Raw genomic sequence first — 19,373 nt, forward strand, 5'->3', positions numbered from 1 at the left:
CTTGCACCTCATCCGACTGCGCGGAATCCGGAGTTCCAGCTCAAAGATCTGGAGGTTTCGATTGGCGCAACGGCCGTTCGGGTGCGGGACACCAGGACGACGATCCCGGCGTCGTGCTCAGGTGCCGTCAGTTCAGGTTTCCGGTACCCTTCGAAGAAAGATGCGAGAGCTCGAGCCGGCCTGGCGCAATGGTCTTTGACTGAAACATCTGTTGCTCGGCAGCGCGGAACATTTCGGCGAAATACACCTCGTCGCGATAGATGACGCCACCGATGCTGACGCTCAGCACCTGCTCGACCCCCTGCGGCGCAAAGTAGGCATTTGCAACGGCCGCACGGATGCGCTCGCCCACTTCCACTGCATTTTCCTCGCTGGCGCCCGGCAGGAAAACTCCGAATTCGCTGACGCCGACACGTCCCACCACATCGCTGCTGCGGACCGAGGAGCGGATCACCGAGGCGACGCAACGCAGGGCTTCGTCGCCCCAGTTATGGCCAAAGCGGACATTCAGGGAAGTCAGATGCTCCACGTCGATGACAAGCAGGGCACCTTGATTGTGCTGGGCCGGCCTCCTGCGCTCCACGGCGACCGAACTGTCGACGAGCGAGGAGAATGCGCTGCCGGTGACGCATTGAGTTACGCGATCGAATGCCGACAGATGATTGACCTCATGCACCAGACGCCGGATCTTGCCCTGCATCAATGCCAGGAGGGAAAACAGCGGAACCGCGACGACCAGGGGAATGACAACAGCTGTTATCAGGCTGCGATTGAACGGATCGATATCGTCGCCGAAGAGCAGCGCATAGTTGAGCAGCAGGGAAAGGGCGAGACAGCCGAGTGTTCCCGGCACGACCAACCGGGCAACTCCCCACCAGTCCACACCGAGGAATGCCGATTCTCGCTTTGCCAACTCTGTGTTCCTCCGTTTGCCTCCCCTGTCTTGCACGTCCGTATGTAGTCTTCGTTTCCTTTGGCCGACAAATTTGAATGATCTGAACTCGGCGTCGGCGCCGCACTCGGCCGGGCGCCCGTGACAGATGATCGTTCGGGACGTGCGGCTATGTGTACGATTTGTATAAAGCCGGGAAGCGCAGCTGACAAATGTTGTCACCCCTGTCCGAGGGCCATGTCGAAGATACTGCCGCCGGCGGTTTCTTCAAAATGTAGAGGACGGAGGTCAATGAATGTTGCCTTTGGGCCACATTTCTCTTTCAAACGGATTTTTTTCCGGGGACGTTAGATCATTGTTTTGTAATTTCATGTTGCAATCCGGCGTTCCCGTCGTAGTGGATGGTTGGGGCTGAATTCGAAGGGCTGCCCAGACGCAAGGCGCAGCCGAAGTATATGGGGTGGGATAGAATGCCGTCTAGGATCGCTAAAATTCTTGGTCGCGCCGCTATGGTGCTGACGGCAACGACCTTCCTGTCGACCGGGTCTGCCTCGGCCCTGACGCTTAAGGAAGCGATCGCCGTGGCCCTGGAGTCCAATCCGGAGATTGGGCAGGCCATCGAGAACCGCGAGGCAATCGAGTTTGAACTGCGTCAGGCCAAAGGCCTTTACCTGCCGAGTATCGATCTCCAGGCGGCTGCCGGCGCACGTCTCCTGGACGGTCCCGGGCGCCGGGCCCTTTCGATCGAGGATGACCCGCTCTATCCTACGGAAGCTGGAGTCGTCGTCTCTCAGAAGCTGTTCGACAACGGCGCGAGGCGGGCCGAAGTGAACAGGCAGGCTTCGCGCGTCGACGGCGCATCCTTCAGGGTTTTGGAACGATCGGAATTCGTCGCACTGAACATCACGCGCGAATATTTCGAGTATATCCTGCAAGGGTCGATCGTTGAGGAAGCGCGCAAGAACCTGGCCTTCCATCAGTCGATCCTTGGCGATATCCGCGAGGGCATCGAGGGCGGCGCCCTGACGGACGCCGACCGGCAGCAGGCGGAAGAGCGCCTATATGCCGCCGAGGCAAGGCTGATAGAGGCGACCGAGGCGCTGGAGACGGCTAGGATCAGCTTCTACAAGCTGGTCGGCAAGCCGCTGACCAACGCCAAGCAGCCCGGCTCGGTTGCAAAGGCGTTGCCTGGATCGCTGGATACGGCGATCGGGATCGCGCGCAGGAACAACCCGCGCGTCCACATAGCGAGCAGCGACATCGATGCCGCCACCGCCATGGTCAATTCCGCACGGGCGAAATATGGACCCGAGATCGTCGCGGAAGGGTCCGCGCGCGCCGGAAACGACATCGACGGCATCGATGGGCGGACGTCGACTGTCGAGGGCCGTATCGTCCTGCGGTGGAATCTTTACCGGGGCGGCATAGACAAGGCGAATGAGCAGGAGCAGATTCGCCGGGCGAGCGAACAGCGCTTGGTCCTTCACCAGGTGCACCGCGAGATCGAGGAAGCCGTCAGGGTATCCTGGGAGAGGCGCATCCGCCAGTCCGAACTGGCGGGGACGCTCCGCCTGCAGGCTGCAACCAACGACAAGCTCGTCCGCTCCTACAGGGAACAATTCGACGTCGGACAGCGATCGCTGCTGGACGTGCTCGACGCACAGAACACACGGTTCAATACGGCTACGCTCGCCGATACGGCGGCCTTTGCGTCGTTGTTCGCCGAGTATCGTCTCCTTGCCGCCACGGGACAGCTGCTTTCGACGCTTAATCTCTCGGCGGCGAAACAGTCCAAAGCCTACGCCCGCGACGAATTCAACGTGCCGGAAACGCCGGATACCGAAACATATGCGCGCGTGCCTTCCGAACAGAAGAACGATCTTCCGTTCGATATCCTGGCGCCGATCAGAAAGAAGTAATCTCCGCCTCGGGTCTCCCGAAAGGAGCACGGGTCGACCGTGAACGAGTCGCCACACATAGGTGCACAGACCGACATTTTTCGGTCGTGCTTCGCCTCGGTCGCCTCCTTTCTGGGGCGGCCCGGTGCGGAGTCTGTCCTGTTTTCGGGAATCCCGCTCGCCGGCAACACGATCGAGATCGATGAAGTGCGCCACATGGCCGAACGCATCGGCCTCCAGACCCAGACCTTTTCGCATCGCGATTTTCAGCGCAACCGCTTCGAACTGCCTGCCATCGTCTTCAGATCGGGCCAGCCGCCCCTGGCCTTGCTGGCCGAGCAAGGCGACGGCGCCTCCTTTCTGACCGGGGTTCAGACCGATGGGCGCACCGAGATCGGCAGGTCGGAACTCCAGCGCGAGCCGATCGCGGTGGGCATCGGCTTCTCACTGAACTACGGCAACGCTTCGGAAGAGATGCGTGTCGGCACGGCAGAGAAGATCGAGAAGCGACATTGGCTCGCGGGAACCGTCGGCGCCTTCTGGCGATCCTATGCGAAGGTGGCGCTTGCCGCGATCTTCATCAATCTTCTCGCCATCGCCTCGCCGATCTTCACGATGAACGTCTACGACCGGATCCTCCCCAACAAGGCGGTCGCCACGCTTTGGGTTCTGGCGCTCGGGGTCGCGACCGCGATCGTTTTCGACCTGCTGCTGAAGACGGCCCGCGCCGCCCTGATCGATTATGCCGGGCGAAAGGCCGACCTGAAGATATCCTACCTTCTGTTCGAGAAGGTGCTGAACACCTCGCTCTCCGCGCGGCCGATGTCGACCGGCGAGTATGCCAATCGGGTAAGTCAATATGAGTTCGTCCGCGAGTTCTTCACGTCGAACACGATCAGCGTGCTCATCGACACTGTTTTCATCTTCATTTTTCTTGCCGTGATCTACGCCATCGCCGGCTGGCTGGTGATCATTCCGGCCCTCGCATTGGCGGCGAGCGTTGCGGTGGGTCTCGTCGTGCAGCAACGCATCGGCAAGAGAGTGGCCGCCTCGATGAATGAGGCGGCGCAGCGGCAGGCGCTGCTGGTCGAATCCATCTCGACGGTGGAGACCATAAAGTCGCTTCAGGCGGAAGCATATCTTCTGCGGAAATGGCGCGAGCATTCCAAGAACGCCGCCAACACCTCCGAAAAGATCAAGCAGCTTTCCGCAAGCGCGGCCAATATCGCGCAGTTCATCCAGCAACTGGTGACTGTTGCCATCGTGGTGGCAGGTGCATACGCATTCGAGGCCGGAGACATCACCACCGGCGCCATCATCGCAAGCGTGATGCTGTCTGGCCGCGCCGTGGCGCCGCTTGGCCAGATCGCGATGACGCTCGCCCGCCTCCGTCAGGCGATGATGTCGCTTCGCGTGCTGAACGCGATCATGGCGCAGCCCGAGGATGTTCCGGACACGATCGGTTTCGTCAATCGGAAGATCAGTGCGGGCGCCCTGACCCTTCGAAACGTGACTTTTGCCTATCCCGGCTCGGACGTGCCCGTTCTCAACGGGATCAATCTTTCCGTGCGGCCCGGCGAGCGCGTCGGCATCATCGGCCGCATAGGGTCGGGCAAGACGACGCTCGGCCGGCTGATCGCCAGGCTGTTCCTTCCGGCCGCCGGAGAAGTTCTGATCGACGGGATCGACATTCGTCAGTATCACCCCGCCGAGGTGCGCGCCGCCGTCGGCGTGGTGGCTCAGGCCGGAGACCTGTTCTCCGGCACGGTCAAGGATAACCTCCTGATGGCCAAGCCGGACGCTACGGACGAAGAGATAATTGAAGCGGCACGCGCGAGCGGTGTCGACGAATTCGTTTCCCGCCATCCACGCGGCTATGACATGAATGTCGGGGAGCGAGGCAATAATCTTTCGGGAGGCCAGAAGCAAGCGGTGGCGATTGCCAGGCTGCTGCTCACCAAACCCAGGATCGTCTTCCTCGACGAGCCGTCCGGCTCGATGGACCTGGCGTCGGAACGGCTGCTTATTCGTCAACTGAGGAGCGCGTTCGACAGCGGCACGACGATCATTATCTCGACACACCGCTACAGCATGCTCGAACTGGTGGATCGGCTTATCGTCATCGATCAGGGCAAGATCGTAGCGGATGGACCCAAGGATCAGGTTATCCAGTCCATGCAAAAAGCCGGAAGATAGACCTTCGGTTCCGGGGCTTGCGAAGGTGAGGGTATGATAGTCAACGATGATCGGCCGCCGCTTCTTGCGAGTGCGCCAATATTCATCATCGGGGCGTTGTTCGTGGCGTTTGCGCTTTGGGCATCTTTTGCCGAGGTGGACGAGATCGCGCGCGGCGACGGCCGGGTCATTCCGGCTTCGAAGACCCAGATCATCCAGGCCAGCGAACCCGGAGTCGTCGAGGAGATCGCCGTCAAGCCCGGCCAGGTGGTGAAGAAAGGGGACCTGCTGATCAGGCTGGACAACACGCTTTCGACGTCCTCCCTCGGCGAGCAGCAGGCGAAGGCCCGCAGCCTGAAAGCCAAGATCGCCCGGCTGAAGCACGAGGAAGGCGGCAACATCGGCGATCCGTTCCAGTGCCCCGACGAGATCGTTTCGGCAGTCCCGGAAATCTGCGCCAACGAGCAGAGGCTCCTGGTTGCTCGCCGCGACAATTTCGAAACCAAGCTTTCGGTCCTCCGGTCGCGTCTCGACCAGAGGAGGAAGGAGCTCGACGAGGCCGAGGCGAACAATGAACGTTTGGCCCAGAACCTTGCTGCCAGCGACGAGGAGGCCAAGCTGGTCGCATCCATGGTCAAGCGCGGCCTGATGGCAAGGACCGAGCAGATCCGGGTCGATCGCGAACAGACGGAAATGCGTGGGCAGCTCAAGCTCGCAGGCGAAACCATGAAGCGCTCGCAAGCTGCCATCACCGAGGCCGAACTGCAGGTCAACGAACTGTCGCTGGACCTGCAGCAGCAGGCGCTGGATGAACTTACCCAGGCGATCGCCGAACTGTCGGTGGTCGAAGAGACGATCAGGGGCGCCACCGACCGTGTCGCGCGCACCGATATCCGCTCTCCGGTCGACGGCATCGTCAATACGCTTGATCTCAATACGCTCGGTGCATTCGTTCAACCGGGTGCGGTCGTCGCGGGTATCGTCCCGACATCGGAGACGCTGCTGGTCGAGGCGCGCATTTCGCCGCGCGACGTCGCCTTCGTCCAGCCCGGCCAGCACGCGCTCATCAAGATCACGGCTTACGACTTTTCGATTTTCGGCGGCCTGGACGGCAAGGTCTCCACCGTGAGCGCCGACAGTCTCGTCAATACCGAGACGGGAGAACCCTATTATGAGGTGAGGGTCGCGACCGACAGTTCGTCGCTCAAGAAGGGCGACAAGTCCTACTCCATCATTCCCGGAATGATCAGTACGGTGGAAATCATGACAGGTCGCAAGACCATTTTGAGCTACCTGTTGAAGCCGATCAACAAGGCGCGTGACGAGGCGTTGCGTGAGCGGTGAGAGCCCTTTGCCGGAACGGTTGCTTCCTCCGCCTCCGGACGAGGACCTGCGACCGGAATTTCGTGCCGTGGCGCGAGGGAACGTCCGCTACGGGATCAAGCTGGAACGACCCTTCTGGAGCTGCCTCAAGCGGCTGGCGCAGAGCCGAAATGCCACCATCGGCATGCTCGTCGACGAACTGGCGCGCCATCGCGGCAATGGCGGCAATCTGACCTCGGCCATTCGTGTGGTCTGTCTCAGCTGGCTCGCCGAACAGAATGCGGAACTGGCGCAACTGGCGTCGCAGAAGGTGACAAACGCCCTGATCATGGCGTGCCCGTCCCCCGCATTCGCGCTATCGTCCGCCAAGAGGATCGTCACCTTCAACCAGCCGTTTCAGCTGCTGATCCGGCGCCAGTTGCCAACGGTTTTCGGCGACGAGACGCGCCAGGAGCTCAAACTCGCGCTCGACCTCAACGTCGTCGATATCTTTCAAAGGCTCGCGCACAATCCGGACGCTCCGGTGGTCACGGGTTTCGTCCTGGGTCTGGGCGAAAGGAGATACCGGGGCCAGCTGAACGCGGTCAGGGCACCAGTGAAGGACAACGAACTTCTGATCGCCTATATTATCGGTTGACCGGACCGGCGACCGATTCACTACAGCGAATTGATCGCCGCCCTGAGCTTGAAGTCGGCGCTGCCACTGGTCGATGGCCTGTCCGCGGTCTCCGGGCCTTCGCCTGGCGCGACACTCCCGAACCCTCCATCTATTCGTGCAAGCTGACCGCTTACCGATCGGGAGCCGTGGATCCAGGCTCTTTCGGTGCTCAATGAATAAAGTGGAACATAGCTCGTCAGGGCGGTGTCTTTGCGGACTTCGTTGCTGAGATTGTCGAGTACGTAATTCCCATTGCTCGTCGATACGGACAGCACGGCGTGGAAGACCTGCCGATGACTGTCGTGCAGGATGACAAGGGACATGCTTTGAAGAGGAACGCCGATGCGAGCCAGCCCTGCCATTTTCAGGATCGCATAGTCCTCGCAGTCTCCTGACCTCAGCGAAAGGGTCTCGTCGGGTGTGGCCCAATGATCCAGTGCGCCGTAATTGGCCCTGTCCCTGCTGTATTTGACGAGTGCGTTCACCCTGACATTGACGAGCGCGAGCTTCTGAAAGAAGCCTTTGGTGTCAGCGTCGCGAAGTATTGCATCCATCTTCGGATCGACGCACGAACCGCGCGCCATGCACGCATTGATCCGCTGATAGATTGGTCGCCAGCGGGAGGAGATCGGGAAATTCTTCATGGGGATGGCGACCGAACCGAAGACACCCCCGACAACCGCCGAAGTCGTCATCATGTCGACCTCCTCGTGCCCCTTCCGGGAAAGCGGCGCCTCGACCGAATACGGAACTGCTGTTCCAATGCGAATGGCAGGGACGCTTGCCTCATCAACGCCTGGTCGGGCGAGCGGAACGCCCCCGAGAATCTCCGCATAGCCAAGCCGGAGTGCCGCTCCCGCAGGGGTCGCCGCCGGGCCGTCGCCAGCGGCCACGCGCTCCGAAGTCACCCCCACCGCCATCACGACCCCAAGCGCGGACAGGCAGATGCGAAAGACTTTCCCGACGCTCGAACATTTTATTGACATCGCGCTCACCCTGTTTTGGTGAACGGTACCGATGTTCTCCAAACTTATCGGAAAGGAATCTGGAAAACGGATATAGAAAGCTTTCGATCTATTTTGCTTAAAATTGACTCCAGATTTTTGTCTTCATTTACCGTAACGGCAGGTTGGGATCGGCCTGAAGACGGCATTGCATACTATGGTATATAGGATGAATTTACGATATCGAAATTTTCCATTGAATGCATATCCCATTATATGTTGTCCGTCAGCCTGCGGTTGCAATTCATCCAATAAACCTGTTTCGTCGGCCAAAATTGTTGTTTGTGGGGTGGGCTGTCATGGAAAATGCGATCGAGCCGAACGCCAGCGGTGTCACGCACGGTGAGGTGCCGGCTGCTGCCGAAGCGGAAACCCGCGGATCTGCCCGGGAGGTGATCCTGGCGCAGGCGGAAGGCACCGGCGCGCAGCCGGGGACGCAGTCCGATCCGGTCCCGGTCGATGTCGGGACAGGTGCGCCAGTTGAGGCCAAGCCGGTCCCGGCAGGGCAGTCGCCTTCCGCTGCAGATGGTCAGGCATCCGCCGCGGCAGGCGAATATGTCGCCGACGCGAACAACATCGTTCATCTGCCGGTCGGCGTTTCAATCGACAACATCAAGGTCAACGGAGCCGATCTCGTTCTCGAGCAGGCCGACGGGACGCTCATCACCATCAAGAATGCGGCCGCCGACATTCCGACTTTCATGCTGGGAGACGTTGAGATCCCCCGCATTGCCTTGCTCGCAGCCCTGGAGGCAAGCGGCATCGACGTCGCCTTTGGCGCGGACGGGTCGATCTCGGCTGGCTCCGGACCGAACTCAGCCCAAAGCTCCGGTGGAAATTTCGACGTGGCGGCCGGCTCGATCGGCAATCCATTCGACCTGACGGATCTGCTTCCTCCAACGGCCCTGAGTTTCCCGGTTTTTGAGGAGCGCGAGATTCTCGAGCCAGTTCGCGAGGTCGACGGGAACAATCCGCCGACGCTGACGATCGACGCGCTCGGAGGGGTGCAGGAGGATTTCGATGTCGCCGCCGGCAACCTCCGGGAAAACGGGTCGCTGTCTTTCGCGGATCTCGACGCCGATGACAGCCATACGATCGGCGCCGCGCTGGCGAGCGCCCCGACCTGGTCGGGCGGCGTACTGTCAAGCGTTCTGAGCGGCGCCGAGATCGCGGCGCTGACTTCGGGGTTTGCCGTCGATACCAACGGCTGGGACTATAGCGTGCCGAATGCGCTGGTACAGTTCCTCGGAGTTGGGGAGACGATCACCTTTTCCTATACGGTGACAGTCGACGACGGCCATGGCGGCACCGCCAGCCAGACGGTGACGATCACCATCACGGGCACCAACGACGCGCCGGTGATCAGCACGGGTCCGGGCAGCGGTTCGGTGAGCGAGATCGCCGACAACGCGGCGGGCGAGAACGCCACGTTGCACCAGGTCGGCGGCACGCTCGACTTCGGCGACGTCGACGACAGCGACGGCCACACGGTGTCGGCGGCGCCGGCGGCGGCCGGTTATCTCGGCAGCTTCGTGCCGGCGATCGGCAACGCCTCGACCGGCGACAATGCCGGGACGATCGACTGGAGCTTCTCGGTCGCGGACGCCGACCTCGACTTCCTGGCGGCGGGCGAGACCCGCACCCAGACCTATACGGTGACGGTCGACGACGGCCACGGCGGCACCGCCAGCCAGACGGTGACGATCACCATCACGGGCACCAACGACGCGCCGGTGATCAGCACGGGTCCGGGCAGCGGTTCGGTGAGCGAGATCGCCGACAACGCAGCGGGCGAGAACGCCACGCAGCACCAGGTCGGCGGCACGCTCGACTTCGGCGACGTCGACGACAGCGACGGCCACACGGTGTCGGCGGCGCCGGCGGCGGCCGGTTATCTCGGCAGCTTCGTGCCGGCGATCGGCAACGCCTCGACCGGCGACAATGCCGGGACGATCGACTGGAGCTTCTCGGTCGCGGACGCCGACCTCGACTTCCTGGCGGCGGGCGAGACCCGCACCCAGACCTATACGGTGACGGTCGACGACGGCCATGGCGGCACCGCCAGCCAGACGGTGACGATCACCATCACGGGCACCAACGACGCGCCGGTGATCAGCACGGGTCCGGGCAGCGGTTCGGTGAGCGAGATCGCCGACAACGCAGCGGGCGAGAACGCCACGCAGCACCAGGTCGGCGGCACGCTCGACTTCGGCGACGTCGACGACAGCGACGGCCACACGGTGTCGGCGGCGCCGGCGGCGGCCGGTTATCTCGGCAGCTTCGTGCCGGCGATCGGCAACGCCTCGACCGGCGACAATGCCGGGACGATCGACTGGAGCTTCTCGGTCGCGGACGCCGACCTCGACTTCCTGGCGGCGGGCGAGACCCGCACCCAGACCTATACGGTGACGGTCGACGACGGCCATGGCGGCACCGCCAGCCAGACGGTGACGATCACCATCACGGGCACCAACGACGCGCCGGTGATCAGCACGGGTCCGGGCAGCGGTTCGGTGAGCGAGATCGCCGACAACGCGGCGGGCGAGAACGCCACGTTGCACCAGGTCGGCGGCACGCTCGACTTCGGCGACGTCGACGACAGCGACGGCCACACGGTGTCGGCGGCGCCGGCGGCGGCCGGTTATCTCGGCAGCTTCGTGCCGGCGATCGGCAACGCCTCGACCGGCGACAATGCCGGGACGATCGACTGGAGCTTCTCGGTCGCGGACGCCGACCTCGACTTCCTGGCGGCGGGCGAGACCCGCACCCAGACCTATACGGTGACGGTCGACGACGGCCATGGCGGCACCGCCAGCCAGACGGTGACGATCACCATCACGGGCACCAACGACGCGCCGGTGATCAGCTCGGGTCCGGGCAGCGGTTCGGTGAGCGAGATCGCCGACAACGCGGCGGGCGAGAACGCCACGTTGCACCAGGTCGGCGGCACGCTCGACTTCGGCGACGTCGACGACAGCGACGGCCACACGGTGTCGGCGGCGCCGGCGGCGGCCGGTTATCTCGGCAGCTTCGTGCCGGCGATCGGCAACGCCTCGACCGGCGACAATGCCGGGACGATCGACTGGAGCTTCTCGGTCGCGGACGCCGACCTCGACTTCCTGGCGGCGGGCGAGACCCGCACCCAGACCTATACGGTGACGGTCGACGACGGCCACGGCGGCACCGCCAGCCAGACGGTGACGATCACCATCACGGGCACCAACGACGCGCCGGTGATCAGCACGGGTCCGGGCAGCGGTTCGGTGAGCGAGATCGCCGACAACGCAGCGGGCGAGAACGCCACGCAGCACCAGGTCGGCGGCACGCTCGACTTCGGCGACGTCGACGACAGCGACGGCCACACGGTGTCGGCGGCGCCGGCGGCGGCCGGTTATCTCGGCAGCTTCGTGCCGGCGATCGGCAACGCCTCGACCGGCGACAATGCCGGGACGATCGACTGGAGCTTCTCGGTCGCGGACGCCGACCTCGACTTCCTGGCGGCGGGCGAGACCCGCACCCAGACCTATACGGTGACGGTCGACGACGGCCATGGCGGCACCGCCAGCCAGACGGTGACGATCACCATCACGGGCACCAACGACGCGCCGGTGATCAGCTCGGGTCCGGGCAGCGGTTCGGTGAGCGAGATCGCCGACAACGCGGCGGGCGAGAACGCCACGTTGCACCAGGTCGGCGGCACGCTCGACTTCGGCGACGTCGACGACAGCGACGGCCACACGGTGTCGGCGGCGCCGGCGGCGGCCGGTTATCTCGGCAGCTTCGTGCCGGCGATCGGCAACGCCTCGACCGGCGACAATGCCGGGACGATCGACTGGAGCTTCTCGGTCGCGGACGCCGACCTCGACTTCCTGGCGGCGGGCGAGACCCGCACCCAGACCTATACGGTGACGGTCGACGACGGCCACGGCGGCACCGCCAGCCAGACGGTGACGATCACCATCACGGGCACCAACGACGCGCCGGTGATCAGCACGGGTCCGGGCAGCGGTTCGGTGAGCGAGATCGCCGACAACGCAGCGGGCGAGAACGCCACGCAGCACCAGGTCGGCGGCACGCTCGACTTCGGCGACGTCGACGACAGCGACGGCCACACGGTGTCGGCGGCGCCGGCGGCGGCCGGTTATCTCGGCAGCTTCGTGCCGGCGATCGGCAACGCCTCGACCGGCGACAATGCCGGGACGATCGACTGGAGCTTCTCGGTCGCGGACGCCGACCTCGACTTCCTGGCGGCGGGCGAGACCCGCACCCAGACCTATACGGTGACGGTCGACGACGGCCACGGCGGCACCGCCAGCCAGACGGTGACGATCACCATCACGGGCACCAACGACGCGCCGGTGATCAGCTCGGGTCCGGGCAGCGGTTCGGTGAGCGAGATCGCCGACAACGCGGCGGGCGAGAACGCCACGCAGCACCAGGTCGGCGGCACGCTCGACTTCGGCGACGTCGACGACAGCGACGGCCACACGGTGTCGGCGGCGCCGGCGGCGGCCGGTTATCTCGGCAGCTTCGTGCCGGCGATCGGCAACGCCTCGACCGGCGACAATGCCGGGACGATCGACTGGAGCTTCTCGGTCGCGGACGCCGACCTCGACTTCCTGGCGGCGGGCGAGACCCGCACCCAGACCTATACGGTGACGGTCGACGACGGCCATGGCGGCACCGCCAGCCAGACGGTGACGATCACCATCACGGGCACCAACGACGCGCCGGTGATCAGCACGGGTCCGGGCAGCGGTTCGGTGAGCGAGATCGCCGACAACGCAGCGGGCGAGAACGCCACGCAGCACCAGGTCGGCGGCACGCTCGACTTCGGCGACGTCGACGACAGCGACGGCCACACGGTGTCGGCGGCGCCGGCGGCGGCCGGTTATCTCGGCAGCTTCGTGCCGGCGATCGGCAACGCCTCGACCGGCGACAATGCCGGGACGATCGACTGGAGCTTCTCGGTCGCGGACGCCGACCTCGACTTCCTGGCGGCGGGCGAGACCCGCACCCAGACCTATACGGTGACGGTCGACGACGGCCATGGCGGCACCGCCAGCCAGACGGTGACGATCACCATCACGGGCACCAACGACGCGCCGGTGATCAGCACGGGTCCGGGCAGCGGTTCGGTGACCGAGATCGCCGACAACGCAGCGGGCGAGAACGCCACGCAGCACCAGGTCGGCGGCACGCTCGACTTCGGCGACGTCGACGACAGCGACGGCCACACGGTGTCGGCGGCGCCGGCGGCGGCCGGTTATCTCGGCAGCTTCGTGCCGGCGATCGGCAACGCCTCGACCGGCGACAATGCCGGGACGATCGACTGGAGCTTCTCGGTCGCGGACGCCGACCTCGACTTCCTGGCGGCGGGCGAGACCCGCACCCAGACCTATACGGTGACGGTCGACGACGGCCACGGCGGCACCGCCAGCCAGACGGTGACGATCACCATCACGGGCACCAACGACGCGCCGGTGATCAGCTCGGGTCCGGGCAGCGGTTCGGTGAGCGAGATCGCCGACAACGCGGCGGGCGAGAACGCCACGCAGCACCAGGTCGGCGGCACGCTCGACTTCGGCGACGTCGACGACAGCGACGGCCACACGGTGTCGGCGGCGCCGGCGGCGGCCGGTTATCTCGGCAGCTTCGTGCCGGCGATCGGCAACGCCTCGACCGGCGACAATGCCGGGACGATCGACTGGAGCTTCTCGGTCGCGGACGCCGACCTCGACTTCCTGGCGGCGGGCGAGACCCGCACCCAGACCTATACGGTGACGGTCGACGACGGCCACGGCGGCACCGCCAGCCAGACGGTGACGATCACCATCACGGGCACCAACGACGCGCCGGTGATCAGCTCGGGTCCGGGCAGCGGTTCGGTGAGCGAGATCGCCGACAACGCGGCGGGCGAGAACGCCACGCAGCACCAGGTCGGCGGCACGCTCGACTTCGGCGACGTCGACGACAGCGACGGCCACACGGTGTCGGCGGCGCCGGCGGCGGCCGGTTATCTCGGCAGCTTCGTGCCGGCGATCGGCAACGCCTCGACCGGCGACAATGCCGGGACGATCGACTGGAGCTTCTCGGTCGCGGACGCCGACCTCGACTTCCTGGCGGCGGGCGAGACCCGCACCCAGACCTATACGGTGACGGTCGACGACGGCCATGGCGGCACCGCCAGCCAGACGGTGACGATCACCATCACGGGCACCAACGACGCGCCGGTGATCAGCACGGGTCCGGGCAGCGGTTCGGTGAGCGAGATCGCCGACAACGCAGCGGGCGAGAACGCCACGCAGCACCAGGTCGGCGGCACGCTCGACTTCGGCGACGTCGACGACAGCGACGGCCACACGGTGTCGGCGGCGCCGGCGGCGGCCGGTTATCTCGGCAGCTTCGTGCCGGCGATCGGCAACGCCTCGACCGGCGACAATGCCGGGACGATCGACTGGAGCTTCTCGGTCGCGGACGCCGACCTCGACTTCCTGGCGGCGGGCGAGACCCGCACCCAGACCTATACGGTGACGGTCGACGACGGCCATGGCGGCACCGCCAGCCAGACGGTGACGATCACCATCACGGGCACCAACGACGCGCCGGTGATCAGCACGGGTCCGGGCAGCGGTTCGGTGAGCGAGATCGCCGACAACGCAGCGGGCGAGAACGCCACGCAGCACCAGGTCGGCGGCACGCTCGACTTCGGCGACGTCGACGACAGCGACGGCCACACGGTGTCGGCGGCGCCGGCGGCGGCCGGTTATCTCGGCAGCTTCGTGCCGGCGATCGGCAACGCCTCGACCGGCGACAATGCCGGGACGATCGACTGGAGCTTCTCGGTCGCGGACGCCGACCTCGACTTCCTGGCGGCGGGCGAGACCCGCACCCAGACCTATACGGTGACGGTCGACGACGGCCATGGCGGCACCGCCAGCCAGACGGTGACGATCACCATCACGGGCACCAACGACGCGCCGGTGATCAGCACGGGTCCGGGCAGCGGTTCGGTGAGCGAGATCGCCGACAACGCGGCGGGCGAGAACGCCACGCAGCACCAGGTCGGCGGCACGCTCGACTTCGGCGACGTCGACGACAGCGACGGCCACACGGTGTCGGCGGCGCCGGCGGCGGCCGGTTATCTCGGCAGCTTCGTGCCGGCGATCGGCAACGCCTCGACCGGCGACAATGCCGGGACGATCGACTGGAGCTTCTCGGTCGCGGACGCCGACCTCGACTTCCTGGCGGCGGGCGAGACCCGCACCCAGACCTATACGGTGACGGTCGACGACGGCCATGGCGGCACCGCCAGCCAGACGGTGACGATCACCATCACGGGCACCAACGACGCGCCGGTGATCAGCACGGGTCCGGGCAGCGGTTCGGTGACCGAGATCGCCGACAACGCAGCGGGCGAGAACGCCACGCAGCACCAGGTCGGCGGCACGCTCGACTTCGGCGACGTCGACGACAGCGACGGCCACACGGTGTCGGCGGCGCCGGCGGCGGCCGGTTATCTCGGCAGCTTCGTGCCGGCGATCGGCAACGCCTCGACCGGCGACAATGCCGGGACGATCGACTGGAGCTTCTCGGTCGCGGACGCCGACCTCGACTTCCTGGCGGCGGGCGAGACCCGCACCCAGACCTATACGGTGACGGTCGACGACGGCCACGGCGGCACCGCCAGCCAGACGGTGACGATCACCATCACGGGCACCAACGACGCGCCGGTGATCAGCTCGGGTCCGGGCAGCGGTTCGGTGAGCGAGATCGCCGACAACGCGGCGGGCGAGAACGCCACGCAGCACCAGGTCGGCGGCACGCTCGACTTCGGCGACGTCGACGACAGCGACGGCCACACGGTGTCGGCGGCGCCGGCGGCGGCCGGTTATCTCGGCAGCTTCGTGCCGGCGATCGGCAACGCCTCGACCGGCGACAATGCCGGGACGATCGACTGGAGCTTCTCGGTCGCGGACGCCGACCTCGACTTCCTGGCGGCGGGCGAGACCCGCACCCAGACCTATACGGTGACGGTCGACGACGGCCATGGCGGCACCGCCAGCCAGACGGTGACGATCACCATCACGGGCACCAACGACGCGCCGGTGATCAGCTCGGGTCCGGGCAGCGGTTCGGTGAGCGAGATCGCCGACAACGCGGCGGGCGAGAACGCCACGTTGCACCAGGTCGGCGGCACGCTCGACTTCGGCGACGTCGACGACAGCGACGGCCACACGGTGTCGGCGGCGCCGGCGGCGGCCGGTTATCTCGGCAGCTTCGTGCCGGCGATCGGCAACGCCTCGACCGGCGACAATGCCGGGACGATCGACTGGAGCTTCTCGGTCGCGGACGCCGACCTCGACTTCCTGGCGGCGGGCGAGACCCGCACCCAGACCTATACGGTGACGGTCGACGACGGCCACGGCGGCACCGCCAGCCAGACGGTGACGATCACCATCACGGGCACCAACGACGCGCCGGTGATCAGCACGGGTCCGGGCAGCGGTTCGGTGAGCGAGATCGCCGACAACGCAGCGGGCGAGAACGCCACGCAGCACCAGGTCGGCGGCACGCTCGACTTCGGCGACGTCGACGACAGCGACGGCCACACGGTGTCGGCGGCGCCGGCGGCGGCCGGTTATCTCGGCAGCTTCGTGCCGGCGATCGGCAACGCCTCGACCGGCGACAATGCCGGGACGATCGACTGGAGCTTCTCGGTCGCGGACGCCGACCTCGACTTCCTGGCGGCGGGCGAGACCCGCACCCAGACCTATACGGTGACGGTCGACGACGGCCACGGCGGCACCGCCAGCCAGACGGTGACGATCACCATCACGGGCACCAACGACGCGCCGGTGATCAGCACGGGTCCGGGCAGCGGTTCGGTGAGCGAGATCGCCGACAACGCAGCGGGCGAGAACGCCACGCAGCACCAGGTCGGCGGCACGCTCGACTTCGGCGACGTCGACGACAGCGACGGCCACACGGTGTCGGCGGCGCCGGCGGCGGCCGGTTATCTCGGCAGCTTCGTGCCGGCGATCGGCAACGCCTCGACCGGCGACAATGCCGGGACGATCGACTGGAGCTTCTCGGTCGCGGACGCCGACCTCGACTTCCTGGCGGCGGGCGAGACCCGCACCCAGACCTATACGGTGACGGTCGACGACGGCCATGGCGGCACCGCCAGCCAGACGGTGACGATCACCATCACGGGCACCAACGACGCGCCGGTGATCAGCACGGGTCCGGGCAGCGGTTCGGTGACCGAGATCGCCGACAACGCAGCGGGCGAGAACGCCACGTTGCACCAGGTCGGCGGCACGCTCGACTTCGGCGACGTCGACGACAGCGACGGCCACACGGTGTCGGCGGCGCCGGCGGCGGCCGGTTATCTCGGCAGCTTCGTGCCGGTGATCGGCAACGCCTCGACCGGCGACAATGCCGGGACGATCGACTGGAGCTTCTCGGTCGCGGACGCCGACCTCGACTTCCTGGCGGCGGGCGAGACCCGCACCCAGACCTATACGGTGACGGTCGACGACGGCCACGGCGGCACCGCCAGCCAGACGGTGACGATCACCATATCAGGCACCAACGACGCGCCGGTCCTGGTGGCGGACACGGCAGGTGCGGTCACGGAGGACGTCAACGTTGTTGCCGGAAATCTGACGGACAGCGGAGTTCTTTCATTCACCGACGTCGACCTGTCCGACAGCCACACGATCCAGTCGTCTCTGCTGAGCGGCCCGACCTGGTCGGGCGGCGCGCTGGGCAGCGTTCTGACCGGCGCTCAGATCGCCGCGCTGACCTCGGGCTTCACGGCCGATCACGACAGCTGGGACTACAGCGTGTCGAACGATCTGGTGCAGTTCCTGGGGGCCGGCGAGACGATCACCTTCTCCCAGACCGTCACGGTGAACGACGGCCATGGCGGCACCGACAGCCAGGTTGTGACGGTCACCATAAACGGCGCCGATGATCAGCCCGTCATCCGGAATTCTGTAACCTGGGTCCCCAGCGACCCCGCACAGCAGACCTTGGGCTCACCCAGCTATGCTGATGGCTATCCCATCTTCGTCGCTACGCCGACCGATGCGGACGCCAACGACAATGTCGTCATGACTGCGAATGGCGTACCGGGCGGTGTCTTCTACTTCAACGGCTCAAGCTATGTGCCTCTTACCTCCGGAACTGTCGTCTATGACAAGGACAACGGCATCAATCTGCTTGATGATCTTGTGTACCGACCAACATCGGCACCGGGTGACACGGTCAATACGTCGCTGACATTCGCCGTATCCGATGGAAGCGGACCGACGCAGTCGCAGACGGTCACGATCAACGAGGTGCCGCCGACGCGGCTCCCGGCCGAATCCAGTCAGATCGGTGACGGCGAATCGCCATTGACCTCCGGCAATTCTCAAATAGGAACCCTTACGCTGTCAGAGGCGTTCGTCAGCGGGATCATGTCGAATCTTGGCACGGCGACGATTCAGGTTCTGACCGATTTCCAGCGGACGCCGGTTGTCGCTCCGATCCCTGCGGGAGAGCAAAATCCGACGGTGTTCAATGCCGACAATGCAGGAAGTCAGCGCGAAGGTGAGGTGCAGGTCGAACTGATCATCAACGGCGACCGCTTTGCGGTCGTCGAGGACGATCTGACCGCAGCGGACTTCGAACAAAGCTGGTTCTACGACAGTGCAACCGGCCTGATGAAGGCTACGGTCAGCTACAGCAACATCTTCCAGCTCGACGCATCGGGCAACGCGACCTCCACCAGCCTTGCGCAATATCTCGCTGCCAATCCGGCACAGGAGGGAGATACCTGGACGCTTTCCTATTTCGACAATGACGGGGGCAACTACCAGGCACGTCTGGCAAAGTTCGAATTCTTCTACTCCGACCCCGGCGATCCAGGGATCACCGTGAGCGGAAACTCAACGCAGCCAGACCAGATGTATGGCACGTCAGGTATCGACACCTTGAACGGCAACGGCGGTGACGATCTGATCTACGGACGCGGGGGAAATGACATTATCAATGGCGGGGATGGCGATGATCTTCTCGTCGGCGGCCTGGGTGCCGACACGATGACCGGCGGCGCCGGAGCAGATGTCTTCGTCGTCAGCGCGGATGCGATCGGCGCCATCGATGACCTCATCGTCAATTTCGAGAGCGGAGCGTCCGGAGATTCGATCGATCTCAGCGAACTGCTGGACAATCTGACGGGCGTGACCAATCTCGAGACATCCGGCTATGTCAACATCATTTCCGGCGCCGACACGCAGGTCCAGGTCGATGTCGATGGCGGCGGGAACAATTTCCAGACGGTGGCTGTCCTCCAAGGCTACACGCATGTCGACGAAGCAATCAAAATTCTGTTCGACGACGGTACCGGGACGAAAACGGATAACGTATGA

The 19,373-nt window shown here is 65.0% G+C and carries 7 protein-coding genes; 5 read left to right on the forward strand and 2 right to left on the reverse strand.

Features of this window, described 5'->3' with window-relative positions; all coding sequences use genetic code 11:
• Positions 1-127: 127 nt before the first annotated feature.
• Complete coding sequence (locus tag JN280_RS02965) at positions 128-913, reverse strand: GGDEF domain-containing protein (protein ID WP_202310037.1); 786 nt, start codon at positions 911-913, stop codon at positions 128-130.
• A gap of 488 nt (positions 914-1,401) precedes the next feature.
• On the opposite strand from JN280_RS02965, the gene JN280_RS02970 reads away from it, so the two are divergent.
• From JN280_RS02970 to JN280_RS02985, 4 genes are all read left to right on the forward strand, one after another.
• Positions 1,402-2,811 carry a TolC family outer membrane protein gene (locus JN280_RS02970; RefSeq protein WP_244743456.1) on the forward strand — a complete coding sequence of 470 codons (1,410 nt, stop codon included), beginning with the start codon at positions 1,402-1,404 and terminating at the stop codon, positions 2,809-2,811.
• 39 nt (positions 2,812-2,850) lie between these two features.
• Positions 2,851-4,986, forward strand: coding sequence for a type I secretion system permease/ATPase (locus tag JN280_RS02975; protein WP_202310039.1), 2,136 nt, complete (start codon positions 2,851-2,853; stop codon positions 4,984-4,986).
• 33 nt (positions 4,987-5,019) lie between these two features.
• Positions 5,020-6,309: an HlyD family type I secretion periplasmic adaptor subunit gene (locus JN280_RS02980; protein ID WP_202310040.1), complete on the forward strand. Its 1,290-nt coding sequence runs from the start codon at positions 5,020-5,022 to the stop codon at positions 6,307-6,309.
• A gap of 67 nt (positions 6,310-6,376) precedes the next feature.
• Complete coding sequence (locus JN280_RS02985) at positions 6,377-6,925, forward strand: ribbon-helix-helix domain-containing protein (protein ID WP_244742850.1); 549 nt, start codon at positions 6,377-6,379, stop codon at positions 6,923-6,925.
• Positions 6,926-6,945: 20 nt separating this feature from the next.
• On the opposite strand, the gene JN280_RS02990 is transcribed toward JN280_RS02985, so the two are convergent.
• On the reverse strand, positions 6,946-7,644 hold the full coding sequence (locus JN280_RS02990; RefSeq protein WP_244742853.1) for a transglutaminase-like cysteine peptidase: 699 nt from the start codon (positions 7,642-7,644) through the stop codon (positions 6,946-6,948).
• A 605-nt stretch (positions 7,645-8,249) separates the two neighbouring features.
• On the opposite strand from JN280_RS02990, the gene JN280_RS02995 reads away from it, so the two are divergent.
• On the forward strand, positions 8,250-19,373 hold the full coding sequence (locus JN280_RS02995) for a VCBS domain-containing protein (RefSeq protein WP_202310042.1): 11,124 nt from the start codon (positions 8,250-8,252) through the stop codon (positions 19,371-19,373).

Source organism: Mesorhizobium sp. L-8-10, assembly GCF_016756635.1.
Taxonomy (GTDB): domain Bacteria; phylum Pseudomonadota; class Alphaproteobacteria; order Rhizobiales; family Rhizobiaceae.